This window comes from Kitasatospora sp. NPDC022785 (assembly GCF_055561295.1).
The window spans coordinates 25464-52106 of the sequence record NZ_JBVHHB010000015.1; the positions used below are offsets into that span (position 1 = coordinate 25464).

At 74.7% G+C, this 26643-nt stretch carries 3 protein-coding genes (1 of these 3 cut by a window edge); all 3 read left to right on the plus strand.

Translation table 11 applies throughout. The features are described from left to right. Tightly spaced (each overlapping or abutting the next), the 3 genes in view from ACZ3YO_RS22865 to ACZ3YO_RS22875 form a layout consistent with a single transcriptional unit that may run on beyond the window. Positions 1-13923, plus strand: coding sequence for an SDR family NAD(P)-dependent oxidoreductase (locus ACZ3YO_RS22865; protein ID WP_465572195.1), 13923 nt, complete (start codon positions 1-3; stop codon positions 13921-13923). Further along, positions 13920-22562: an SDR family NAD(P)-dependent oxidoreductase gene (locus ACZ3YO_RS22870; protein ID WP_465572197.1), complete on the plus strand. Its 8643-nt coding sequence runs from the start codon at positions 13920-13922 to the stop codon at positions 22560-22562. Before ACZ3YO_RS22865 ends, ACZ3YO_RS22870 begins: the two co-directional genes overlap by 4 nt. Continuing rightward, positions 22555-26643, plus strand: the beginning of a protein-coding gene (locus ACZ3YO_RS22875; protein WP_465572200.1) for an SDR family NAD(P)-dependent oxidoreductase. The gene runs 5424 nt beyond the window's last position; 4089 of the gene's 9513 nt are visible here — the first part of the coding sequence; the start codon lies at positions 22555-22557; its stop codon lies beyond the right edge, outside the window. The genes ACZ3YO_RS22870 and ACZ3YO_RS22875 overlap by 8 nt, the downstream gene beginning before the upstream one ends.

A 26643-nucleotide genomic window follows, 5' to 3' on the forward strand; every position in this document is an offset into this window, starting at 1 on the left:
ATGGACAGGCAACTCGAGCAGCTGCTGCTGGATCTCAAGGCCGAGCGCGTCTCCAAGGAGTACGTCAAGGAGTTCCTGAGGCGCCGCCAGGAGGAGGCCGGCCAGGACCAGGCGGTCCACGGCCAGGCGGTCCGGGAGCAGGCGGCCCAGGACCAGGCGGTCCGGGAGCAGCCGGTCCGGGAGCAGGCGGGCGCGGAGCTGGTCCGGTTCCACCCGGTCTGGCAGCCGGCGGACGGCACCCCGGCGACCGGGCGCGAGCCCGGCCACCTCGTGCTGCTCGCCGGCCCGCGCGGCCTGGCAACGGCCCTGGAGGAGTCGGACACCACCGCCGTGGTGCGCCTCCTGGAGAGCCCCGCCACCGGCGTCGCGGAGCGTTACACCGACCTCGCGGGCCAGGTGCTCGACGCCCTCCGCCGGCTCCTCGCCCTCCCGTCGCTGCCCCGGACGCTGGTGCAGCTCGTCTGTCCGTGGAACGGCGAGGACGCCCTCGGCGCCGGCCTGCTGGGCCTGCTGAAGAGCGCGGCCCTGGAGAACCCCCGGCTCGTGCCCCAGCTCGTCCTGGTCGACGCCGCCGCGCCGGCCGCCGCCACCGCCGCGCAGCTCCTCGCCGTCCGGGACCGCCCGGACGAGCGCGCCGTGCGGCTGCACGACGGCGGCCGCTCCGTCCTGGCCTGGCAGGAGCTGCCGGCCCCGGAGCGGCCCGCGCTGCCCTGGAAGGAGGGCGGCACCTACGTCATCACCGGCGGCCTCGGCGGCCTCGGGCTGATCTTCGCCCGGGACGTCCTGCGTTCCGTCCGCAGTGCCACCGTCCACCTCACCGGCCGCTCCCCGCTCGACGCGGGCCGGCGGCAGCTGCTGGAGTCGCTGCGGCGCCCGCGGGCACAGGTGCACTACACCCCGCTCGACGCCGCCGACGCCGCGGGCGTGGAGGCGTTCCTGGCCGGGGTGCGGCAGGAGCACGGCGCGATCAACGGCATCATCCACAGTGCCGGCGTCCTGCGGGACGGCTTCGTCCTCCGCAAGAGCGAGGACGACCTGCGCGCCGTTCTCGCCCCGAAGGTGGCCGGGACGGTCAACCTCGACGCGGCCAGCCAGGGCGACGCGCTGGACTTCTTCGCCCTGTTCTCCTCCGCGGCCGCCGTCACCGGCAACGTCGGCCAGGCCGACTACGCGGCCGCCAACGCCTTCCTGGACGCCTTCGCCCGGCACCGCGCCGGGCTGGTCGCCGAGGGCCTGCGCTCGGGCCGCAGCGTCTCGCTCAACTGGCCGCTGTGGGCCGAGGGCGGCATGGCGCCGGACGCGGAGACGGAGCGCGCCCTGCTGGAACAGGTCGGCATGTATCCGCTGCGGACCGAGTCCGGTGTGCTGGTCCTGCACGAGAGCCTCTCCCTGACGCACCACCAGGTGATGGCGGTCGAGGGTGACGGGGCGCGCATCCGCGGGGCCCTGTTGGGGCAGCCGACGGCCTCGCCGGCGGCCGGCCCCGCCCCGGCCGCCGCCGAACCCGCAGGCGCGCCCACGGCCGCACCGGTGACCGTCGCGGCCGTCGACGAGGGGGCGCTGCGCGACAAGGTCGTGCAGCGGCTCCGGCAGGTGCTCGGCGGCGTGATCGGCCTCCCGGCGGCGAAGATCGACGCCGAGGCCCCGCTGGAGAGCTACGGGATCGACTCCATCGTCGTCACCCGGCTCAACCGGAAGTTCGCCGAGACCTTCGCGGGGCTCCCGAAGACGGTCCTCTACGAGTTCAACTCGCTGGACGCCCTCGCGGACTACTTCCTCCGCGAGCACCGGGGGACGTGCCTCACCTGGACCGGGCTCGCCGCACCGGCGGCCGCCGCAAAGCCGGCCGCGGCCGCAGAGGCCGCCGCCGCCGCAAAGCCCGCCGCGGCCCCGGCCGTCGCCGCGGAGCCCGTCGCTGTCGCGCAGCCCGCCCCCGTGCCCGAGGCCCCGTCCGCCGCCGCGCCCGAAGCCCCGTCCGCCCCCGCGCCCGAGGCCCCGGCCACCGCCGACGCCATCGCGATCGTCGGCATGAGCGGCCGCTTCCCGCAGGCGGCGAACCTGGACGAGTACTGGCAGAACCTCGCCGCCGGGCGGGACTGCGTCACGGAGATCCCCGCCGACCGCTGGGGGCTGGAGGGCTTCTACCACCCCGACCGCGACGAGGCGGTCGCGCTCGGCCGCAGCTACAGCAAGTGGGGCGGCTTCCTCGACGGCTTCGCCGACTTCGACCCGCTCTTCTTCGGCATCTCGCCGCAGGAAGCCATGAACACGGACCCGCAGGAGCGCCTGTTCCTCCAGGAGTCCTGGAACGCGCTGGAGGACGCCGGCTACACCCGCCGTCGCCTGGCCGACGCGCACCGCGGGCGGGTCGGCGTCTTCGCCGGCGTCTCCAAGACCGGGTTCGACCTCTACGGGCCCGCGCTCCGGGAGCAGAACGAGAACCTCCACCCGCTGACCTCGTTCGCCTCCGTCGCCAACCGCGTCTCCTACCTGCTCGACCTCCGGGGCCCGAGCCTGCCCGTCGACACCATGTGCTCGTCCTCGCTGAGCGCCGTCCACGAGGCGATGGAGCATCTGCGGCGCGGCGAGTGCGACCTGGCGCTCGCGGGCGGGGTCAACCTCTACCTGCACCCGTCGAACTACACCCTGATGTCCGGCAAGCGGATGCTGTCGCACGACGGGAAGTGCCGCAGCTTCGGCGCCGGCGGCAACGGCTTCGTGCCCGGCGAGGGCGCGGCCGTGGTGCTGCTCAAGCGGCTGGCGGACGCCGAGCGGGACGGTGACGTCATCCACGCCGTGCTGCGCGGCAGCAGCATCAACCACGGCGGCCGGACCAACGGCTACACCGTGCCCAACCCGGGCGCGCAGGCCGAGGTGGTGCGTGAGGCGCTGGACCGCGCCGGGGTCTCGGCCGGCGACGTCAGCTACGTGGAGGCGCACGGCACCGGGACGGAGCTCGGCGACCCGATCGAACTCGACGGGCTCACCCGGGCGTTCGCGAAGGACACCGACGCCCGGCAGTACTGCGCCGTCGGCTCGGCCAAGAGCAACATCGGCCACCTGGAGGCCGCGGCCGGCATCGCCGGGCTGCTGAAGATCGTCCTGCAGATGCGGCACGGCCGGCTCGCTCCCAGCCTGCACGCGCAGGAGCCCAACCCCAACATCGACTTCACCCGGACGCCCTTCCGGCTCCAGCAGGAGCCCGCCGACTGGCAGCGCCCCGCCGGCGCCGACGGCACGGCGGAGCGGACCCGGATCGCCGGCGTCTCCTCCTTCGGCGCGGGCGGCTCCAACGCGCACGTCGTCGTGGAGGAGTACCGCCGCGCCGGCACCGCCGGCGCCACCGCGGACGCGAGTACCCCGCGGCTGATCGTGCTCTCGGCCAAGGACGGCGAGCGGCTGCGCGAGCGGGCGCAGGCCCTGCTGGACTGGATCGCCCGCCAGGGCGAGGCCGGCCCGGACCTCGACGCCGTCGCCCACACCCTGCAGTCCGGCCGTGAGGCGATGGAGACCCGGCTCGCGCTGCCCGTCACCTCGGCCGTCGAACTCACCGCCAAGCTCACCGCGTTCGTCGCGGGCGACGACACCGTCGAGGACCTGCACCTGGGCAACGTCAAGGACCACCGGGACACCCTGGCCGTCTTCGCCACCGACACCGACATGGCGTCGACCGTCGACGCGTGGATCGAGAAGGGCAAGTTCGACAAGCTGCTCGACCTCTGGGTCAAGGGCCTGGCCGTCGACTGGAGCCGCCTCCACCGCGGGCGGCGCCCCCGGATGCTCCCGCTGCCGGGCTACCCCTTCGCCCGCGAGCGCTACTGGGTGGGCGACCTCACGACCGGCCGGGCCACTGCCGCCCCCGGCGCCGTCCGGCTCCACCCGCTCGTCCACGCCAACACCTCCAGCCTGGACGCCCAGCGCTTCGGCTCGGTGTTCTCGGGCGAGGAGTTCTTCCTGACCGACCACGTCGTCCGCGGCCGCAAGGTCCTGCCCGGCGCCGCGTACCTGGAGATGGCGCGGGCGGCCGTGGAGGCCTCGCTCGACGCCCGCCCGCAGGGCGTGACGCTGCGCAACGTGGTGTGGGCCCGCCCCGTCACGGTGGACGGGCAGCCCGTGCACGTGCGGACCACACTCGCGGTCGAGGAGGGCGGGGAGGTCGCCTTCGAGATCGCGAGCCTGCCGGACGGCGACGCCGGGGCCGAGCCCGTCGTGCACAGCCAGGGCGTGGCCGTCCCCGTCGCGGCCGCACCGGCCGCTCCGGTGGACGTGGCCGCGCTGCTGGCCGCCTGCTCCACCGCACGGCTGGACGCCGAGGAGTGCTACCGGACGTACCGGGCCATGGGCCTCGACTACGGGCCGGCGCACCGCGGCGTCGAGAGCATCGCGATCGGCGACGGCCAGGCGCTGGCGCGCCTGGTGCTGCCCGCCGTGGCGCGGGAGGCCCTCGACGCGTTCGTGCTGCACCCGGGCCTGCTGGACTCCGCCTTCCAGGCCTCCGTCGGCCTGTTCGGCCGGGCCGACGGCACGGTGCTCCACCTCCCCTTCGCCCTGGACGAGTTGGAGGTCTTCGGGCCGCTCGCCCCGGAGCTGTGGGCGTGGGTGCGGTACAGCGCGGACGACCGGCCGGCCCTCGGGGTCCGCAAGCTGGACATCGACCTCCTCGACGACGCCGGCGCCGTCCGCTGCCGGCTGCGGGGGTTCACCTCCCGGGCCTACGACGCGGACGCGGCCCCGGACGCCGCCCCGGCACCGGTGGAGCGCACCGGGCCCGAGCCGGCGCGGGACACCGAGCCGCCGCAGCCCGCCACCACGCAGGCGGAGCGGGCCGGACGCTACCTGGTCGGCCTGCTGGCCTCCCAGCTGCGCCTGCCGGCCGACCGGATCGATGTGAACGATGCCCTGGAGCACTACGGCATCGACTCCATCATGACGATGAACCTGACCAACAAGCTGGAGCAGGTCTTCGGTTCGCTGCCCAAGACCCTGTTCTTCGAGTACCAGAGCATCCGGGCGCTGACCGAGTACTTCCTCGACGCCCACGGGGAGCGGCTGGCCGCGCTCCTGGGCTCGGACGACCAGGAGCCCGCCGCCACCACCCCCGCCGCGATCCCCGCCACCGCCGGTGCGGCCGCCGCCCCGGCCCGCACCGCCGCCCCGGGCCGCACCGCCGGCCGCCGCGGGCGGAGCGTACGGCGCGGCGTGGCCCGCCGTACCGAATCGGCCTCCGGGGGCCCGGAGATCGCCGTCATCGGGCTGGCCGGGCGCTACCCGCAGGCCCGCAACGTCCGGGAGTTCTGGCGGAACCTGGCCGAGGGGCGGGACTGCATCACCGAGATCCCGGCCGACCGCTGGGACCACAGCGCCTACTTCGACCCGGACGGCAACGTGCCGGGCCGCACCTACACCAAGTGGGGCGGCTTCCTGGACCGGGCGGACCACTTCGACCCGCTGTTCTTCAACATCTCGCCGCGCGAGGCCGCGTTCATGGACCCCCAGGAGCGGCTGTTCCTGGAGTGCGTGCACGAGACGCTGGAGGACGCCGGCCACACCCGCGAGACGCTGAGCCGCTACGGCGACCGCGGGCTCGCCGGGAACGTCGGTGTCTTCGTCGGCGTGATGTACGAGGAGTACCAGCTCTACGGCGCCCAGGAGCAGGCGAAGGGACGCAACGTCACGCTGTCCGGCAGCGCCTCGTCCATCGCCAACCGGGTCTCCTACGTCTTCGACCTGCACGGCCCGAGCCTGGCCGTCGACACCATGTGCTCGTCCTCGCTGACCGCCCTGCACCTGGCCTGCCAGAGCCTGCGGACCGGCGGCTGCGAGCTCGCCGTCGCCGGCGGCGTCAACCTGTCGCTCCACCCGAACAAGTACCTGATGCTCGGGAACGGCAAGTACGCGTCCAGCAAGGGGCTCTGCGAGAGCTTCGGCGAGGGCGGCGACGGCTACGTGCCCGGCGAGGGCGTCGGCGCGGTGCTGCTGAAGCCGCTGGACCGGGCGATCGCGGACGGCGACACCATCCACGGCGTCATCCGGGGGACGGCCCTCAACCACGGCGGCCGCACCAACGGGTACTCCGTCCCCAATCCCCGTGCGCAGCACAACGTGATCGGCCACGCGCTGCGCGAGGCGGGCGTCGACGCGCGCTCGGTGAGCTACGTCGAGGCGCACGGCACCGGGACGGCGCTCGGCGACCCGATCGAGGTGGCGGGCCTGACGAAGGCGTTCCGGGAGTACTCGGACGACCGGCAGTTCTGTGCGATCGGCTCGGTGAAGAGCAACATCGGGCACGCCGAGAGCGCGGCCGGCATCTCGGCGCTGACCAAGGTGCTGCTGCAGCTGAAGCACGGCAAGCTGGCGCCCTCGCTCCACTCCGAGGTGCTCAACCCGCACATCGACTTCGCGAACAGCCCGTTCTACGTGCAGCGCGAGCTGTCGCCGTGGCAGCGCCCGGTCGCCGCCGACGGCACCGAGACGCCGCGGATCGCCGGCATCTCGTCCTTCGGCGCGGGCGGCTCCAACGCGCACGTCATCGTCGAGGAGTACGTCCCGGCGCGGGCCGCCGAGGCCGACGCGCCCACCGACGGCCGGCCCGCCGCCGTGGTGCTCTCGGCGCGGACGGGGGACGGTCTGCGGGCCCAGGCGGAGCAGCTGCTGCGCTGGACGACCGAGGAGGAGGGCGCCGGTGTCGCGCTCGCCGACCTCGCCCACACCCTCCAGGCCGGCCGGGAGGCGTACGAGGAGCGGCTCGGCCTCGTCGCGGGCACGACCGGCGAACTCGCCGCCAAGCTGCGGGCGTTCCTCGCCGGCGAGGCGGGCGTCGCCGAGCTCCACCGGGGGCGGGTCGAGCGCCGGCAGGGCGCACTCGCCGTCTTCGCCGCCGACGAGGACCTGGCCCGGGCGCTGGACGCCTCGATCGCCGAGCGCGAGTACGGCAGGCTGCTGGAGCTCTGGGTCACCGGCCTGGTGGTGGACTGGGCGAAGCTGCAGGACGGCACCGCCCGCCGGGTGCCGATGCCGACCTACCCCTTCCAGGGCGAGCGCTACTGGCTCTCCCCGGGGCCCGGCGCCGACCGGCAGCCGGCCACCGGCGCCGGGCGGCTCCACCCCCTGCTCCACGCCAACACCTCCAGCCTGAACGAGCAGCGCTTCACCTCGGTCTTCACGGGCGAGGAGTTCTTCCTGAAGGACCACCAGGTCCAGGGCGAGCGCGTGCTCTCCGGCGCGGCCTGCCTGGAACTGGCGCGGGCCGCCGTGGCGGCCTCGCTGGACGAGCCGCACGGCTCCCTGCGGATCCGCAACGTCGTCTGGTCGCGGCCCGTCACGGTGGAGGGACGGGCCCGGACCGTCCAGGTCCGCCTGCTGCCGAAGGGCCGGGACGAGGTCGGCTTCGAGATCTACAGCACCGGCGACGAGGACGCTCCGGCGGCGCAGCCGGTGATCCACAGCGAGGGCCTCGTCCGGGTGGCCCCGGAGGCCGGCCCGGCCGCCGCCACCGTCCTCGACCTGCCGCAGCTGCAGGCCGCCTGCCGGGGCGCCGAGTTGGACGCGGACGAGGCCTACGAGGCGTTCCGCGCCCGGGGCATCTCCTACGGCCCCGGCCACCGCGGGCTGGACCGCCTCTGGACCGGTGACGGCCAGGTGCTCGCCCGGCTCGTCCTGCCCGCCGCGGTGCGGGGGACGCTGGACAGCTACGGCCTGCACCCGGCCCTGCTGGACTCCGCCCTCCAGGCCTGTGCGGGCCTGCTGCCCCCGGCCGGCGAGGGCGGGCCGCTCCTGCTGCCCTTCGCGGTGGACGAGGTGGAGACCGGCGGCCCGTGCACCCCCACGATGTGGGCCTGGGTGCGCGAGGGCGGCGGCCGGGCGGGCGACGCCGTCCGCCGGCTCGACGTCGACCTCTGCGACGACGAGGGGCGGGTGTGCGTCCGGCTCAAGGGCGTCTCCCTGCGCGCCTACACGGCGCAGGCCACCGGTGAGCCGCCCGCCGCCGGCGGGCAGCCGGCCGTCGGCGAGCTGCTGGCCGCGCCGTGCTGGGTCCCCGCGGAGCGTGCGGAGCGTACCGGGCCGACCGAGGCCGGCCTGGTGCTGGTCGCCGGGCTGCCCGAGGTCGCCGCGGCGCTGGAGTCGCAGGGCACGGCCCGCGTCGTGCGCCTGGACTCCGCGGCGCCGGGCGTCGACGCCCGCTACACCGAGGACGCGCTGACCGTCCTCGCCGCCGTCAAGGAGGTGCTGGGCGAGCGCGGGCAGCGGAGCGTCCCCGTCCAGCTGGTCGCCTCGACGGCCCACGAGCCGTCCCTGTGGGCGGGGCTGGCCGCCGTGCTCAGGTCGGCCCGACTGGAGAACCCGAAGGTGCTCGGCCAGCTCGTCCTGGTCGACCCGCAGGACGGCCCGGAGCAGGCGGCGGCCCACGTCGCCGCCGACCGCGCCGCGCTGTCCGACACCGCCGTCCGCCACCACGGCGGCACGCGCGAGGTGCTGCGGTGGCGCGAGGAGGAGGACGGCCCCGCGGCCGAGCCGGCCTGGAAGGACGGCGGCGTCTACCTGGTCACGGGTGGCGCCGGCGGGCTGGGCGCCGTTTTCGCCCGGGACATCGCCGCCCGGGTGCGCGAGCCCCGGATCGTCCTCGCCGGCCGGGCGCCTCGCGACGGGCAGAAGGACGCGCTCCTCGCAGAGCTGACGCGGCTCGGCGCCCACGCGGCCTACGAGCGGGCCGACGTCGCCGTGCGGGAGGACGCCGAGGCGCTCGTCCGAAGGGTCCGTGAGGCGCACGGCCGGATCGACGGCATCCTGCACAGCGCGGGGTTCATCAAGGACGCGTTCATCCTGCGCAAGGACGCGGACGACTTCGCCCGCGTCCTGGCACCGAAGGTCGCCGGGCTGGTGAACCTGGACGAGGCCACCCGCGAGGACGGACTCGACTTCCTGGTCGCGTTCTCCTCCGTCGCCGGGGCCCTCGGCAACGTCGGCCAGTGCGACTACGCGGCCGCCAACGCCTTCATGGACGCCTACGCGCACCACCGCAACGCCCTCGTGGCGGCGGGGGAGCGGCAGGGGCGGACGGTGTCGCTCGGCTGGCCCCTGTGGGCCGACGGCGGCATGCACGTCGACGCGGGCACCGAGCAGTCGCTGCGCGAGCGGTTCGGCCTCGTCCCGCTGCGGACGGAGACCGGCGTCCGCGCCCTCCACCGGGCGCTGGCCTCGCCGCACAGCCAGGTGCTGGTGCTGGAGGGCGACCGGCCCCGGCTGCGGGAGACCCTGCTCGCCGACCTCCTCGCCGACCGGGCCACCGCCGCCCCGGCCCCGGTCGTGGCCCCGGGCCCGGTCGCGAGCCGTCCGGCGGCACCGGAGGCGGCCGCGGGCGGGACCGACCCGGACGAGGGCACCGCCCGGAAGGCCACGGCGTACTTCAGGAAGCTCCTGGCCTCGGTCATCGACCTGCCCGCCGCCAAGATCGACGCGGAGGCGCCGCTGGAGGACTACGGCGTCGACTCCGTGATGACGATGGACATGACGCGGACCCTGGAGACGGTCTTCGGCTCGCTGCCGAAGACGCTGTTCTTCGAGCACCGGACCATCGCGGCGCTCACACGGCACTTCCTGGAGACCGAGCCGGACCGGATGCGCGAGCTGCTGCCCACCACGGGCACCCGCCCGCAGCCCTCCCCGGCCGCCCCGGAGCGGACGGCGTCCGCGCCCGGGCGCACCTGGCGCACCCTGGCCCCGGCCCGGGCCGGGGCCGCCCCGGCCGGGGACGCCGCCGCCGGCAGCGGCGACGTCGCGATCATCGGCCTGGCCGGGCGCTACCCGCAGGCCGCCGACGTCCGGGAGTTCTGGCAGAACCTCGCCGCCGGCAGGGACTGCGTCACCGAGGTGCCGGCCGACCGCTGGGACGTCGGCGCCGTGTTCGACCCCGCCCCGGGCACCCCCGGCAGGACGTACAGCAAGTGGGGCGGATTCCTCGACGGCGCCTACGACTTCGACCCGATGTTCTTCAACGTCTCCCCCCGCGAGGCGGAGATCATGGACCCGCAGGAGCGGCTCTTCCTCCAGTGCGTCCACGACACCCTGGAGGACGCCGGCTACACCCGGGCGTCGGCGAAGGGCCGGACGGGCAACGTGCTCGACGGCCGGGTGGGCGTCTTCGTCGGCGTCATGTACGAGGAGTACCAGCTCCTCGGCGCCCAGGCGCAGCTCGGCGGCACGCCGCTGGCGGTGGCCGGCAACCCCGCGTCCATCGCGAACCGGGTGTCGTACTACTTCGACCTCCGGGGCCCGAGCATGAGCGTCGACTCGATGTGCTCGTCGTCGCTGTCGGCCGTCCACCTGGCCTGCCAGAGCCTGAAGTGGGGCGACTGCGAGGTGGCGGTCGCCGGCGGGGTGAACCTCTCGCTGCACCCGAACAAGTACCTGCTGCTCAGCCAGGGCAGGTTCGTGTCGACCAACGGCCGCTGCGAGAGCTTCGGAGCGGGCGGCGACGGATACGTGCCGGGCGAGGGTGTGGGCGCCGTCCTGCTCAAGCCGCTGGCGAAGGCCGTCGCGGACGGCGACCGGATCTACGGCGTCATCAAGGGCACGGCCGTCAACCACGGCGGCAAGACCAACGGCTACTCGGTACCGAACCCGCAGGCCCAGTCCGACGTCGTCGGCCGGGCCCTGGCGACGGCGGGCGTGGACGCGCGCGCCGTCGGCTACATCGAGGCGCACGGCACGGGGACGGCCCTGGGCGACCCGATCGAGATCGCCGGGCTGGCGAAGGCGTTCGGCGAGCACACCGACGACCGGCAGTTCTGCGCGATCGGCTCGGTGAAGAGCAACATCGGGCACGCGGAGAGCGCGGCCGGCATCGCCGGGATCACCAAGGTCCTGCTCCAGCTCCAGCACGGCAAGCTCGCCCCCTCGCTGCACGCGACGACGCTCAACCCGCACATCGACTTCGCGCAGACACCGTTCGTCGTGCAGCGGGAGCTGGCCGACTGGCCGAGCCCCGGGCCGGCCGACGGCACGGGCACCGCGGCCCCGCGGGTCGCCGGCGTCTCGTCCTTCGGCGCCGGGGGCTCCAACGCCCACATCGTCATCGCCGAGTACCTGCCCGAGACGGCGGAACCGGCCCCGGCCGGCGACGAGCAGCCCGCCGTCGTCCCGCTCTCGGCGCGGACGCCGGAGCAGCTGCGGGCGCAGGTCCGCAACCTGCTGGACTGGCTTGAGCGCCCGGAGCACACGGGGCTCGCCCTCGCGGACGTCGCCCACACCCTGCAGGTGGGCCGCGAGGCGATGGAGGAGCGCCTCGGCGTCCTCGCGACGTCGGTGCCCGACCTGGTCGCGAAGCTGCGGGACTTCCTCGACGGCGGCGCCGGCGGCGAGGAGGTCGTCCGGAGCACCGCCACCCGCGACGGCGGCGTGCTCTCGCTGTTCGTCCCCGACACCGACCTCGACGCGATGATCGCGGCCTGGGCCGCCAAGGGGAAGTACGAGAAGCTGCTCGAACTGTGGTCCAACGGCGTGCCGCTGGACTGGCGGCTGCTGCACGGCGCCGGCGCCCCCCGGCGGATCGCGCTGCCGACCTACCCGTTCGCCCGCGAGCGCTGCTTCCCGTTCGACGGCGCGCCCGTCGTGGCGCGGGCCCCGCAGGCCCCGGACCGGCTGCACCCGCTGGTGCAGGCCAACACCTCGGACTTCGCGGAGCAGCGGTTCAGTTCGGTCTTCAGCGGCCAGGAGTTCTTCCTGCGCGACCACGTCGTGCAGGGCTCCCGGACGATGCCCGGCACGGCGTTCCTGGAGATGGCCGTCGCCGCCGCCTGCCTCACCTGCCGTACGGCCGTCGGGCCGTCCGCGCCGGTGGCGCTGCGCAACATCGTGCTGGCGCAGCCGCTGCGGGTCGGCGACCGGCCGCAGGAGCTGCACGTCGGCCTCCACCCCGAGGCCGACGGCGACATCCGGTTCCGGGCCTACAGCTCCCCGGAGGGGGCGGAGCCCGTCGTGCACAGCGAGGGGGCCCTCTACTTCGTGGAGGGAGTCGAGGAGACCGTGCTCGACCTGGAGGCCCTGCGGGAGGCCTGCGACCTCCCCGGGCTCTCCGCCGACGAGTGCTACGAGCTCTACCGGGCGGCCGGCATCGCCTACGGGCCCGCGCACCGGGGCGTCCGGCACATCCGGACCGGGCCGGGGCAGGCGCTGGCCGAGCTCGCGCTGCCGGACGTCCTCCGGGGCACCGAGGGCGACTTCACCCTGCACCCGAGCCTGCTCGACGCGGCGCTCCAGGCCTGCGTCGGCGTCCTCGGCCGGCCGGGCGCCGAGGGGGCGGCGGCGGACGGCTCCGGCCTCGCCGTGCCGTTCGCCGTGGACGACGTCCTCGTCCTCGACGCCTGCACGGACGCGATGTGGGCGTGGGTGCGTCCGAGCGCGGACCAGGGCGGCGACGCGGCCACCCGCAAGCTCGACGTGGACTTGGCCGACCAGCACGGATGCGTCCGTGTACGCATCGGAGGGCTGTCGTTCCGCACGCTGGACCTGACGAAAAATCATGATCCGATTTCCATCCCGGAGTCGACTGGTGATCATGTAACGTCTCCTCAAGTGACGTTGCCTCATATTCCGGTCGGTCCCGCGGGGATCCCCGGCGCAGCGGCACTCTCCTACCCGTCGTGGCAGGCGAGGCCCGCGCAGGACGGGCCCTCCACCGTGGACGGCGCGCGGCGGACGGTGCTCCTGGGCGGACTGCCCGAGGCGGCGGAGCTGCTCCGCGGCAGCGACGACAGCGAGGTCGTCGTCCTGACCCCCGAGGGCGGGACCCTCGACGGCCGGTACGCCGGCTACGCGGTGCAGCTCCTGGAGCGGCTGAAGTCCGAGGTGCGCGGTACGGCCGGCAAGGCCCACCTCCAGCTGGCGTTCGCCGGTGGCCCGGACGCACTCCCGTTCTCCGGCCTCGCCGCAATGCTCCGTACGGCCGGGCTGGAGAACCCGAACGTCACCGGCCAGCTGCTTCTCCTCGACCCGGCCGACACCCCGGCGACGGCCGTCGGACGGATCCTGGAGAACCGCGCCCACCCGGAGGACACTCTCGTGCGCTACCGCGACGGCCGGCGCGAGGTGCAGGTCTGGGCCGAGGACGCCACGGCGTCCGCCACTCCGCTCCCCTGGAAGGAGAACGGGGTGTACCTGGTCACCGGCGGCATGGGGGCGCTCGGCCTCGTGTTCGCCCGGGAGATCGCCGCGCAGACCGGGAACGCCACCCTGGTCCTGACCGGGCGCTCCCCGTCCGACCGGGGAAAGCGCCGCACGCTCGACGAGCTGGTGGCCCTCGGCGCCCGCGCCGCGTACTACGAGCAGGCCGACACGGCGAGCCGCGCCGACGCCGACGCGCTGGTCGCGCGGACGCTGGAGCGGTGCGGCCGGATCGACGGCGTGATCCACGGCGCCGGCGTGACGCACGACGGCTTCATCCTGCGCAAGCAGGCGGGGGAGTTGCGCGACGTCCTGGCACCCAAGGTGTCGGGGGTGGTGAACCTCGACGCCGCGACCCGCGCTCTCCCGCTCGACTTCTTCGTGACCTTCTCGTCCGTCTCCGGTGCCACCGGGAACGTCGGCCAGGTCGACTACGCGGCGGCCAACGCATTCCTCGACGCCTACGCCTGGTACCGGCAGGAGCTCGTCGTCCGCGGCGAGCGCGCCGGGCACAGCCAGTCCGTCAACTGGCCGCTCTGGGCCGACGGCGGCATGCACGTCGCGGCGGAGACGGAGGCCCTGCTGCGCTCGCGCCACGGCGTCGTCCCGCTGGGGACGGCCGAAGGGGTCACGGCGTTCCACCGCATCCTCAACTCCCCGCACAGTCAGGTGATGGTCACCGCGGCCGACCCGTCCGGACCACCTGGAACACCTGCCTCGCACCAGACCCTCCCTGTCACCTCTGCCGTCGGGACGAATCCGTGACGCACAACGACAACGACGAGCTCGAAGCGAAGGCGACCGCGTACCTCAAGGGCCTGCTCTCCCAGGCCACCAAGGTGCCGGTCGGCCGGGTCGACGCCCACCGGGCGTTCGAGAGCTTCGGCATCGACTCGGTCATGGCGATGACCATGACGGCAGAGCTCGAAGCCGTCCTCGGGTCGCTGCCGAAGACCCTCTTCTTCGAGTTCCGCGACCTCCACGGGCTGGCCCGGCACCTCCTCGCCACCCACCGGCCGTCGCTGCTGCGCCTCCTCGGCGGTGCCGAGGAGGAGACGCCGGCCTCGGCCGGCCGGCCGCGCAAGGCGGTGCCGGGCGGTGCCGTGCGGGCCGACGCGGTGCCGGGCGGCGCCGTGCCGCGCAAGCCCCTGGCGTCGAGCCGGTGGGCGACGCGGTTCGAGGCACCCGCGCCGGCCGGCCGGCCCGGGCCGGCCCGCGCGCCCGAGCCGGCGCCGGTGGCCGGGCCGGACGCGTCGCGGGGGCTCGACATCGCGATCATCGGCCTCTCCGGGCGCTACCCGCAGGCCCGCACGCTGGACGAGTTCTGGGCCAACCTGGCCGCCGGCCGCGACAGCGTCACCGAGATCCCGGCGGACCGCTGGGACCACCGCGCCTACTTCGACCCGGACAAGGACGCGCCCGGCAAGACGTACAGCAAGTGGGGCGGATTCGTCGACGGCGTCGCCGAGTTCGATCCGCTGTTCTTCCATATCGCGCCCTCCGAGGCAGAGTTGATGGACCCTCAGGAGCGGCTCTTCCTGCAGTGCGCCTACGAGACCGTCGAGGACGCCGGCTACACCCCGGCCGGCCTGAACGCGCCCTCGGAGAACGGCGCGGTGCCCAACATCGGCGTCTACGTCGGCGTGATGTACGAGGAGTACCAGCTCTACGGCGCCCAGGAGCAGGCCCTCGGGCGCCCGGTGGCGCTCTCCGGCAACCCCTCGGCCGTCGCCAACCGGGTCTCCTACTACTTCGACTTCCGCGGCCCGAGCATGAGCGTCGACACGATGTGCTCCTCCTCGCTCAGCGCCATCCAGCTCGCCTGCCAGAGCATCCGGTCCGGTGTGTGCGAGGTGGCGCTCGCCGGCGGCGTCAACCTGTCGGTGCACCCCAACAAGTACCTGATGCTCGGCCAGGGCAAGTTCGTCTCCAGCAAGGGCCGGTGCGAGAGCTTCGGCAAGGGCGGCGACGGCTACGTGCCGGGCGAGGGCGTGGGCGCCGTCCTGCTCAAGCCGCTGGCCAGGGCCGTCGCGGACGGCGACCGCATCCACGGCGTCATCCGCGGCATCGCCGTCAACCACGGCGGGCGGACCAACGGCTACGCCGTCCCCAGCCCGCTGGCGCAGGCCCGCTCGATCACCGACGCCTGGCAGCAGGCCGGGGTCGACCCGCGCGCGGTCAGCTACATCGAGGCGCACGGCACCGGCACCGCGCTCGGGGACCCGATCGAGATCTCCGGGCTCACCAAGGCGTTCCGGCAGCACACCCAGGACGACCGGTTCTGCGCGATCGGCTCGGTCAAGAGCAACATCGGGCACTGTGAGAGCGCGGCGGGCATCTCCGGCCTGACCAAGGTCCTGCTGCAGATGCGGCACGGCAAGCTCGCCCCCTCGCTGCACTCCGCCGAGCTCAACCCGCACATCGACTTCGACGGCACGCCCTTCACCGTCCAGCAGACCCTGGCCGACTGGCAGCGGCCCGTCATGACGGTCGACGGCGCCGAGCGGGAGCTGCCCCGGATCGCCGGCATCTCCTCCTTCGGCGCCGGCGGGTCCAACGCCCACCTGGTCGTCGAGGAGTACCGGGCGGAGCCCGCGGCCGTGGCAGAGGCCGGTTCCGGAGCGCCCGTCCTGGTCGTGCTCTCCGCCCGCAGCGCCGACCGCCTGGCCGAGAAGGCGCGCCGACTCGCCGACTGGATCGAGGCGAAGGGCCTCACCGACGCCGACCTGCCCTCGCTCGCCCGGACGCTGCAGGTGGGGCGCGAGGCCATGCGGGAGCGGCTCGGCGTCGTGGTGGACTCCCTGCCGGGCCTGGTCGCGCGGCTCACGGCCTTCGCCGCCGGCGAGGAGGCCGAGGGCCTGGTCCGCGGCCGGGCGAGCGGGGACTCCGAGGCCCTCGCGCGGCTCGCCGCCGACGAGCGGCTGGACGACGCGCTCACCGGCCGGGACCTCGCCAGGCTGCTGGACCTGTGGGTCAGGGGCGTCACCGTCGACTGGACCGGGCTGCACGACGGCGAGGCGCCGGCGCGTATCGCCCTGCCCACCTACCCGTTCAGCCGGGACCGCTACTGGATCGACACCTCGCGCACCGCCGCGGCGGTGGCCGGCACCCCGGTGGAACAGGCCCCGTCCGCGCTGGTGTTCACGGAGTCCTGGGAGCCCGAGGCACTGCCCCCCGGCCCGGCCGCGGCGCCGCGCACCCTGGTCTGCCTCTGCGCGGACCGCGCCGTCCAGGAGGAGCTCGCGCGCGCCGCCCGCAGCCTGGACCCGGCCACCACGCTGGTGTTCGTGACCAGGGGCGAGGCCTTCCGGAAGACCTCCGACCACTCCTACGAGGTCGACGCCCGGGAGGCGGGCGACTGCGTCCGCGCCTTCGAGGAGATCGGGGCGCAGTACGGCCCGGTCGACGCCCTGCTCAACCTGTGGGCGCCGGCGGACGGCGCCGGTCCGGCCGCCTACCCCGCCACCGTCCACCTCCTCCGGGCCGTGGCCGCGGCCGGGCTGACGGTCCGGCGGATCCTTCAGGCCGGGGAGTTCCGTGACGGGACGGAGGAGGCGTACCTGGAGTCCTGGCTCGGCTTCGAGCGCTCCCTCGGCCGGGTGCTTCCGGGCGTCGGGTTCACCGCCGTCCTGGAGGACGTCGAGAACCCCCGGGACGCCCGGGACGCCCGGGACGCCCGGGACGCCCAGGACGCCGGGGGTGCCCGGGGTGCCCGTGACGGCGACGGCCGGACGGCGCCCGGGGACTGGTTCGCCCGTCTCCTGGACGAACTGACCGCCGCCGAGCCGGCGAGCGCCCTCTACCGCGGCGGCGTCCGCCACGTCAGCAAGGTCCGGCCGAGCACCCCCGGCGCCGGGAAGGACCTCCTCAAGCAGCGCGGCACCTACCTCGTCACCGGCGGCCTGGGCGGCCTGGGCCTGCTCTTCGCCGAGCACCTCGCCCGGACCCGCTCCGCCCGCCTGGTGCTGACCGGCCGCTCGCCGCTCGACGCCCGCCGGGAGCAGCTGATCGCCCGGATCGAGGCGCTCGGCGGCGAAGTCCTGTACGGCCGGGCCGACGTCGCCGACCGGGAGGCCGTGCGCGCCGTCGTGACCGCGGCCCACGAGCGCTTCGGGGCGCTCGACGGCGTCATCCACGCCGCCGGCGTCGCCGGGCAGGGCAGCCTGCTCACCAGCGACGCCCGGGAGTTCCGGGACCGGCTCGCCTCCAAGGTGGACGGCACCCTCGTCCTGGACGACGTCCTCGCCGGTGAACCCCTCGACTTCGTCTGCTACTTCTCGTCCACCTCGGCCGTCCTCGGTGACTTCGGCAGCTGCGACTACGCCGTCGGCAACCGCTTCCAGACGGCCTACGCCCGGCACCGCGACCAGCTGGTGCGGCAGGGGTCGCTCTCCGGCGCGACCGTCGCCGTCAACTGGCCGCTGTGGCGCGACGGCGGCATGGGGTTCGCCGACGCGCAGGGCGCCGAGCTGTACCTCGCCTCCAGCGGGCTGCGCCTGCTCGACCGGGAGGAGGGCATCGCGCTCTTCGAACGGCTGCTGGGGCAGGGCTCGACCCAACAGCTCGTCCTGGCCGGGGAACCGGACCGCGTCCGGCGGCTGCTCGGCGTGGACCGGACGCCCGCCGGCCGCGAACGGCCCGCCCCACCCGCTGTACCCGCCACGCCCGCTGTACCCGCCACGCCCGCTGTACCCGCGGCACCGGCCGCACCTGCCACCACCACCGCGCACACCGCGCTTGTCCCGGGATCGGAGCACGTGGACCTCGACGCCCTTGTCCTGTCGGACCTGGAAACGATGATCGGTGAGACGCTCCGGGTACCCCGCGAGCAGATCCACGCCGACGAGAACCTCTCGCACCTCGGATTCGACTCCGTCAACCTGGCGAAGCTCGCCGGGGCCATGAGCCGGCACTTCGGCTTCGAGGTGCTGCCCTCGGTCTTCTTCTCCCACCCCACCCCTCAGCGGCTGGTGGCACACCTGGTGGCGGAGCAGCAGGAGGCCCTGCGGGCCCGCTACACGACGCGGCCCGAGCGACCGGCCGCCGCGGCCCCCGAGGTCACGGCGGCCCCCGAGGCCGAGCGCGCGGACCGGCCCGCGCCGGCCCGGCGGCGCAGCGAGCATGACGGCCCGGAGGCGATCGCCGTCATCGGCATGAGCGGCCGCTTTCCCGCCGCCCGGTCGGTGGACGAGCTCTGGAGCATCCTGGAGCAGGGCCGGGACGTGCTGTCGCCCGTCCCCGAGGACCGCCGCGCCGACTGGAGCGACCCGCAGGCCCAGGATCCGGAGCGGACCAGGGTCGGATTCGTCCCCGGCATCGCCGAGTTCGACCCCGCGTTCTTCGAGATCTCGCCGCGCGAGGCGCAGAGCATGGACCCGCGCCAGCGGCTGCTGCTCCAGGAGGCCTGGCGGGCCCTGGAGGACGCCGGCTACGGCGAGCGCCGGCTCCGTGACGAGCAGATCGGCATGTTCGTCGGCGCCGAGCAGGGCGACTACCTGCACCTGACCCAGGGCGAGGGCAGCATCACGGCCCAGCACGAGGCGATCATGGCCTCGCGCCTGGCCTACCTGCTCGACTTCTCCGGGCCCGTGCTCGCCATCAACACCGCCTGCTCCTCGGGCCTGGCCGCCGCCCACCAGGCGTGCGCGAGCCTGCGCAGCGGCGAGTGCGACGCCGCGGTGGTGGCCGGGGTCAACCTGGCGACCACCTCCAGGGTGTTCGCCGAGACGAGCAAGGCCGGCATGCTCTCCGAGAGCGGCGTCTGCCACGCCTTCGACACGCGGGCCGACGGCATGGTGCTCGGCGAGGCCGTCGCGGTCGTCGTCCTGAAGCGCCTCTCGCAGGCCGAGGCCGACGGCGACAACGTCCTCGCCGTCATCCGCGGCAGCGGCATGAACTACGACGGCCGCACCAACGGCATCACCGCGCCGAACGGCGCCGCCCAGGCCAACCTCTACCGCAGCGTCTACCGCCGGCACGGGATCGACGCCGGGCGCATCGAGCACATCGTCGCCCACGGCACCGGCACCAGGCTCGGCGACCCGGTGGAGGTCAACGCGCTCAACGAGGTCTTCAAGGAGCGCACCGGCCGGGCCGGGTACTGCGCGCTGACCTCGACCAAGACCAACGTCGGCCACACCCTGGCCGCCTCCGGCGTGGTCAGCCTGATCGCCCTCGTCCAGTCGCTGCGCCACGGCGTCATCCCCGCCAGCCTGCACTGCGAGCAGGACAGCGACTACATCGCCTGGAAGGAAAGCCCCTTCTACGTCAACAAGGCGGCCAAGGCCTGGCCGGCCGGCGCGGAGGGCACCCGGCTCGGCGCGGTGAGCTCGTTCGGCATGAGCGGGACCAACGTCCACATGGTCGTGGAGAGTCACCGGGCCGCCGTGCGCCCCGCGCCGACCGCGGAGGCCCCGGCCCGGCTGCTCGTCCTGTCCGCCAAGACCCCCGAGTCGCTGGACGAGCGGATCCGGGAGCTGCGGGAGGCCCTGCGGGCGGGTGACTTCGACGCCACCCACCTCGGCGACGCCGCGTACACCCTGCTGGAGGGCAGGCAGCACTTCGCCCACCGCTGCGCGCTCGTCGCCGGCGACGCCGGCGAGGCCCTCGCCGCGCTGGACGCGGCGGCGCGCGGCGAGGAACTGCCGACGGTCCGTCGCGGCGAGGTGCCGCGCGACCGCAAGGACCGCTCGCTGCTCGACATCCAGGCGCAGGCACTCCTCACCGAGCTCGCGGCGGCCGGAATTCCGGCGGCCAGGCACCGCGACGTGCTCGCCGCCCTCGGCGCCCTCTACTGCCAGGGCGCCACGCCGGACTGGCAGAAGCTCTTCGCGGGCGAGCGGCCGCACCTGACGGCGCTGCCCGGCTACCCGTTCTCGCGCAAGCGGTACTGGGCCACGCAGCAGCGTCCCGCGGCGGCGGAGCCGGTGGCCCCGGTGGCCCCGCTGGCGTTGACTCCCGTGGAGCCGGCTCCCGTTGCTCCCGCTGCACCTGTTGCTCCCGCCGCACCCGCTGTGCCTGTGAAGGCGGGCATCGCCGGACGGGCGAAGATCGTGCTGCAGAGCCCGGGCGCGAAGGCGGCCGCGCCCACCTCGCCCGTCGCCAAGCCGCGCAACGTCCGGCTGGGCGAGCTGGGCCGCCCGGGCGGGCGGCCCGCGCCGGTCGCGAGCCCGGTGGTGGCGAGTCCGGCGGTCGCGAGTCCGGCGGCTGTGAGCCCGGTTGCCGCGGGCTCCGCCGTTGCGGTGCAGCCCCCGGCCTCGCCGGTGCGGTCCACGAGCGTCCTGCGGCAGGAGCTGCGGGCCGGCCTCGCGGAGGCGCTGTACCTGCCGGAGAGCGACATCGACCTCAACCGCAACTTCATCGAGCTGGGCCTGGACTCCATCGTGGGGGTCGAGTGGATCAAGACCCTCAACAAGAAGTACGGCACCGCGTTGACGGCCGCGCGGCTCTACGACTACCCGACGGTGCGGGAGTTCGCGGACTTCCTGAACGGTGAGATGGCGGCCTCCGCGCCGGTGCCGGCACCGGAGGCCGCCCCGGTGCCGGTGGCCGCGCACGCGCCCGTGGCGGAGCCCGCCCCCGTCGTGGCCGAGCCGGCGCCCGAGGCCGCGGCACAGCCCGCGCCCGTCGTGGCCCGGCCGGTGCGCCCGAAGTCCGTCCTCATCGACGAGTTGAGGAGCAGCCTCGCCGAGGCCCTGTTCCTGGAGTCGGGAGAGATCGACGCCGGCCGCAACTTCGTGGAGCTCGGCATGGACTCCATCATCGGCGTCGAGTGGGTGAAGACGATCAACCGGATGTACGGCACGTCGCTGACGGCGACGCGGCTGTACGACTACGCGACGCTGCGCGAGCTGGCCGGCCACCTGGAGACGCAGATCCCGGCCCCGGCCGAGCCCGCCGCCGTCAAGCCGGCCCCGGCGCCCGCTCCGGTCTCGCCCGCTGCGCCCGCCGCTCCGGCGGAGCCCGCGCCGGTCGTCCCGGTCACCCCCGCCGTCCCGGTCACCCCCGTCGCCCCCGTGCCCGTCGCCCCCGCGCCCGCCGTGTCGACCCCCGCCGTGTCCACGCCCGCCCCGGCCCCGGCCGCGCGCGAGGCCGCACCGCCCGCCGTCCGAACCGGGGACCGGGCCGCCGTCATCGGCATGTCCGGGCGCTACCCCGGGGCGGAGAACCTCCGCCAGTACTGGGACAACCTCAGCCACGGCCGCAACTCCGTCCGCGAGGTGCCGCCGTCCCGCTGGGACGTCGCGCAGTACTACGACCCGCGCCCCGGCCAGAAGGGCAGGACCACCTGCAAGTGGCTGGGCTACCTGGAGGACGCGGACTGCTTCGACCCGCTGTTCTTCAACATCTCGCCGCTGGAGGCGGAGGGGCTGGACCCGCAGCAGCGGCTGTTCCTCCAGGAGGCCTACCGGGCGTTCGAGGACGCCGGCTACGACCCGCAGTCCCTCAGCCGCAAGAAGTGCGGCGTCTTCCTGGGCATCAGCGGCAACGAGTACAGCTTCCTGGTGTTCCGCAACGGCGCGGAGACCAACGCCGCGACCAGCAGCAGCAACGCCATCGCCGCCTCGCGCATCGCCTACTTCCTCAACCTCAAGGGCCCGGCGATCGCGATCGACACCGCCTGCTCCTCCTCGCTGGTGGCGCTGCACCTCGCCCAGCAGGCGCTGGCGAGCCACGAGATCGACATCGCACTGGTCGGCGGCGTCTCGCTCTACCTGCTGCCGGACACCTACGTCGGGATGTCCGAGGCGGGCATGCTCTCGCCGCACGGGCAGTGCCGGTCCTTCGACAACGACGCCGACGGCTTCGTGCCGGGCGAGGGCGTCGGCGCCCTGGTGCTGAAGCGCCTGGGCGACGCCGAAGCCGACCACGACCACGTCTACGGCGTCGTCGCGGCCTCGGGCACCAACCAGGACGGCAAGACCAACGGCATCACCGCGCCCAGCGCCAACAGCCAGATGGAGCTGGTCCGTTCGGTCTACGACCGGCACGGCATCGACGCGGCGTCCATCGGCTACGTCGAGATGCACGGCACGGGCACCAAGCTCGGCGACCCGATCGAGCTCGACGCGCTGGGCACCGTCTACCGCGAGCGGGGCGTGCCCACCAACTCCTGCGCGATCGGCTCGGTGAAGAGCAACATCGGGCACACCTCGGCGGCCGCCGGGGTGGCCGGGGTGCACAAGGCGCTGCTGAGCATGCGTCACGGCCTGCTCGTGCCGTCGCTGAACTTCGAGACGCCCAACGAGCACTTCGACTTCGCCCATTCCCCTTTCCGTGTCAACACCCGCCTCGAGCCCTGGGAGCCCCAGGCCGGCCGGGCGCCGAGGCGCGCTGCCGTGAGCTCGTTCGGATTCAGCGGAACGAACGCCCACGTCGTGCTGGAGGAGTATCGCAATGCGTGACAGCAGTGTGCGGACCGCTTCGGCGGCCGTCGTCGTCACCCTGTCGGCCAAGACCGAGGCGCAGTTGGACAGCGCGGCGGAGAACCTGCTCGCCTTCCTGGCGGACGAGCCCGGGCTCGACCTGACCGACCTGGCCTTCTCGCTCCAGGTGGGCCGGGAGGCGATGGACCACCGGCTGGCCTTCGTGGCCGACTCCACCACCGCGGTCGCGCGGGGCCTGCGGACCCACCTGGGGCGGGGCGGCGACACCGCCCTCTTCCGGGGCCGGGCCCCCGAGCGGCTGACCTGGGACGAGGAGGACGAGGACCGCAAGGCGCTCGTCCGCTCCTGGATCGCGGCCGGGGACCACGCCGCCGTCGCGCAGGCCTGGGCCGGCGGCTGCGCCGTCGACTGGCCGCTGCTGTACGCGCCCGACCGGCCGTTCCGGATCCCGCTGCCCACCTACCCCTTCGCCAAGGAGCGGTACTGGGTCGAGGCGCAGCCGGGCGCGCAGGCCGGCGCCGGGGCGGCCGCTCCGGCGGCGCCGCACCCGCTGGTGCACCGTGACACCTCCCAGTTCGGGCGGCAGCGCTACACCTCGACGTTCACCGGCGAGGAGGCGTTCCTCGGCGACCACCGGATCCGCGGCGAGCGGATCCTGCCCGGCGTCGCCCACCTGGAGATGGCGCTGGCGGCCGCGGCCGGCGGGCGGACGCCGTCGGCGGGTACGGCCCTCACCGACGTGGTCTGGGCCCGCCCGTTCCGGGTGGGCGGGAGCCCGCGCGAGCTCCACGTCGCGCTGCGGCCCGACGAGGCGCAGGGCGTCCGGTTCGAGGTCTTCGCCGCGGACGAGGACGCGGCCGGGCCGGCCACGGCCCAGGTCCTGCACAGCACCGGCACGGTCGTGCCCGGCGGCGGCACGCCCGGCCGGGTCGACCTGGCACGGCTGCGGGCCGAGTGCGGCGCGCGCCGGCTCGACGCCGACGAGGTCTACGCGGCGTTCGCGGCGGCCGGGATCGAGTACGGCCCGTCGTTCCGCGGCATCGACCACCTGCTGGTCGGCGCGGACCAGGTGCTGGCCCGCCTCGTGCTCCCCGCCGCCGCGCAGCCGGGCTGGGACTCCACCCGTCTGCACCCGGGCCTGACGGATGCGGCACTCCAGGCCTGCCTGGGGATGCCGGCCGCCGACCCGGACGCCCCGCAGCAGACCCTGCTGCCCTTCGCCGTCGACCGGGTCGAGGTGTTCGGCGCCCTCACGCCCGGTCTCTGGGTCTGGATCCGCCCGAGCGCGGCGGGCCCGCAGGAGACCTCCGTCCGCCGCTTCGACCTCGACCTGTGCGACGACGCGGGAGAGGTCCGGGTGCGCCTGACCGGCTTCGCCGTCCGGGCTGTGCCGTCCGAGCCCGCGGCGGGCAGCGTCCTGGCCTTCCCGCAGTGGCGCGAGCGGGCGCTGCCCGCGCCGGCGACCGTGGGGGCGCGGCGCACCCTGGTCTTCGCCGAGGCGGGCGCCCTCGCGGACGCGATCGCCGCGGACAGCGGCTGCGAGGTGGAGGTGCTCACCTCCCCGGCGGCCGGCCTCGGCGGGCGCTACACCGACTACGCGCTCCAGGTGTTCGAGCGGACGAAGGCGGTCCTGACCGACGGCACGCGGTCCGAGCTGCTCGTCCAGGTCCTGCTGGCGGACGGGCCACAGGCACCGGCCCTCTCCGGGCTGGGCGCACTGCTGCGGACGGCCCGCCTGGAGAACCCGCGGATCACCGGTCAGGTCGTCCTCGTGGACGCCGCCACGGGAGCGGAGGCCCTGCGCGCGCTGCTCGCGGCCGAGCGCCGCACCCCGGCCGGCACCGGCGACGGCACCGCCGAGGACCACGCCGCCGGCACGGCCGTCCGGTACCGCGACGGCCGGCGCGAGGTGCTGACCTGGGCCGAGGATCCCGCGGCGGACCGCCCCGGGCCGCCCTGGCGGGCCGGCGGCGTCTACCTGGTCACCGGCGGTCTCGGCGGCCTCGGGCGGATCTTCGCCGAGGAGATCGCCGGCCAGGTGAAGGACGCCACGCTCGTCCTCGCCGGCCGCTCGCCGGAGAGCGCGCGGACACGGCGGATCGTGGAGCGGCTGCGGGCTTCGGGGGCTGACGTCTCCTACGCCCGGCTCGACGTCACCGACCGGGACGCCGTCGTGGCCCTGGTGGACCGGATCGTGCGCACCGCCGGGAACCTCCACGGCGTCATCCACAGCGCCGGCGTGATCGAGGACAACTTCATCCTGAAGAAGCCCGTCCGCGAGTTCCGCGCCGTCCTGGCGCCGAAGGTCGGCGGCCTGGTGAACCTGGACGAGGCCACCAAGGACGCGGACCTCGACTTCTTCGTCGCGTTCTCCTCCGGCGCCGCCGTCACCGGCAACGCCGGCCAGGCCGACTACGCGGCGGCCAACGCCTTCATGGACGGCTTCGCCGAGTACCGGCAGAGCCTGGTCGCGGCCGGACTGCGGCGCGGCCGCACGCTCTCCGTCGACTGGCCGCTCTGGGCGGACGGCGGCATGCGCCCGGACGCCGCCACGGAGGCGGTGCTCCGCGACCGCTTCGGGATCTCCCTGCTGGAGCGCGCGGCCGGGATCGAGGCCCTCTCCCGCAGCCTCCAGACGAACCACCACCAAGTGCTCGTCGCCGCAGGCGACGTGGCCCGGATCAGGCAGGCGCTGACGATGCAGCAGGCCGGTGAGGACACAGGACCAGTGAGCACCGACATCCCCGTCGCGGAACCGGAGCGGCAGGACGACGGCCTGGAGGACAGGGCCGTCGGGTACGTCACCTCGCTGCTGGCGGGCGCGCTCAAGGTGCCCGCGCACCGCATCGAGGCCGACCTGCCGCTTGAGCGGTACGGCATCGACTCGGTGATGGCGATGAACCTGACCGCCAAGCTGGAGGAGGTCTTCGGCCGGCTGCCGAAGACGCTCTTCTTCGAGTACCGCGACATCAAGCAGCTCACCGGCTACCTGGTCGACGCGCACCGGGAGCGGCTGGCGGAGCTGCTGGGCGTGCCGGCCGCGGCTCCCGCGCCCGCGGCGGTGCCCGCCCCTGTGTCCGTGCCTGTCGCGGCGCCCGCCGCCGTGGCCGAGGCCCCGGCGGCTCCGGCGCCCGCCGTCGTGTCCGAGCCCCGTGCGGCGGTCGCACCGCGCAGCGCCGACATCGCCGTCATCGGCCTCGGCGGCCGCTACCCGCAGGCCCGCGACCTCCGCGAGTTCTGGCGCAACCTGGCCGAGGGCCGGGACAGCATCACCGAGGTGCCCGCGGACCGCTGGGACCACCGCGCCCACTCCGCCGAGGACACGGCCGAGCCGGGTACGACCTCGCACAGGTGGGGCGGGTTCCTGGACGACGTCGACCGGTTCGACCCGCTGTTCTTCAACATGTCGCCCCGCGAGGCCGAGTTCACCGACCCGCAGGAGCGCCTGTTCCTGGAGTGCGTCTACGAGACGCTGGAGGACGCCGGGTACACGCGGCAGGACCTCCTCCGGCACCGCTCGAACGGCGTCGAGGGCAACGTCGGCGTCTTCGTCGGTGCGATGTACGACGAGTACCAGCTGTACGGTGCGACCGAGCAGGCGATGGCCGAGGGCCGGGTGATCCCGGGCAACGCGGCGAACATCGCCAACCGGGTCTCGTACTTCTGTAACTGGCAGGGCCCGAGCATCACGCTCAAGACCATGTGCTCCTCCTCCCTGACGGCGATCCACCTCGCCTGCCAGAGCCTGCAGCTCGGCGACTGCGAGGTCGCCGTCGCCGGCGGCGTCAACCTGTCGCTCCACCCGAACAAGTACCTGCTGCTCGGGCAGACCGGCTTCGCGTCGAGCAAGGGCCGGTGCGAGAGCTTCGGCGAGGGCGGCGACGGCTACGTGCCCGGCGAGGGCGTCGGCGCAGTGCTGCTGAAGCCGCTGGACCGGGCGATCGCCGACGGCGACCGGATCCACGGCGTCATCAAGGCCACCGCGGTCAACCACGGCGGCCGGACCAACGGCTACACGGTGCCCAACCCGACCGCCCAGAGCGGCGTGATCGCGCACGCCCTGGACAAGGCGGGCGTCGACGCGCGCACCGTCAGCTAC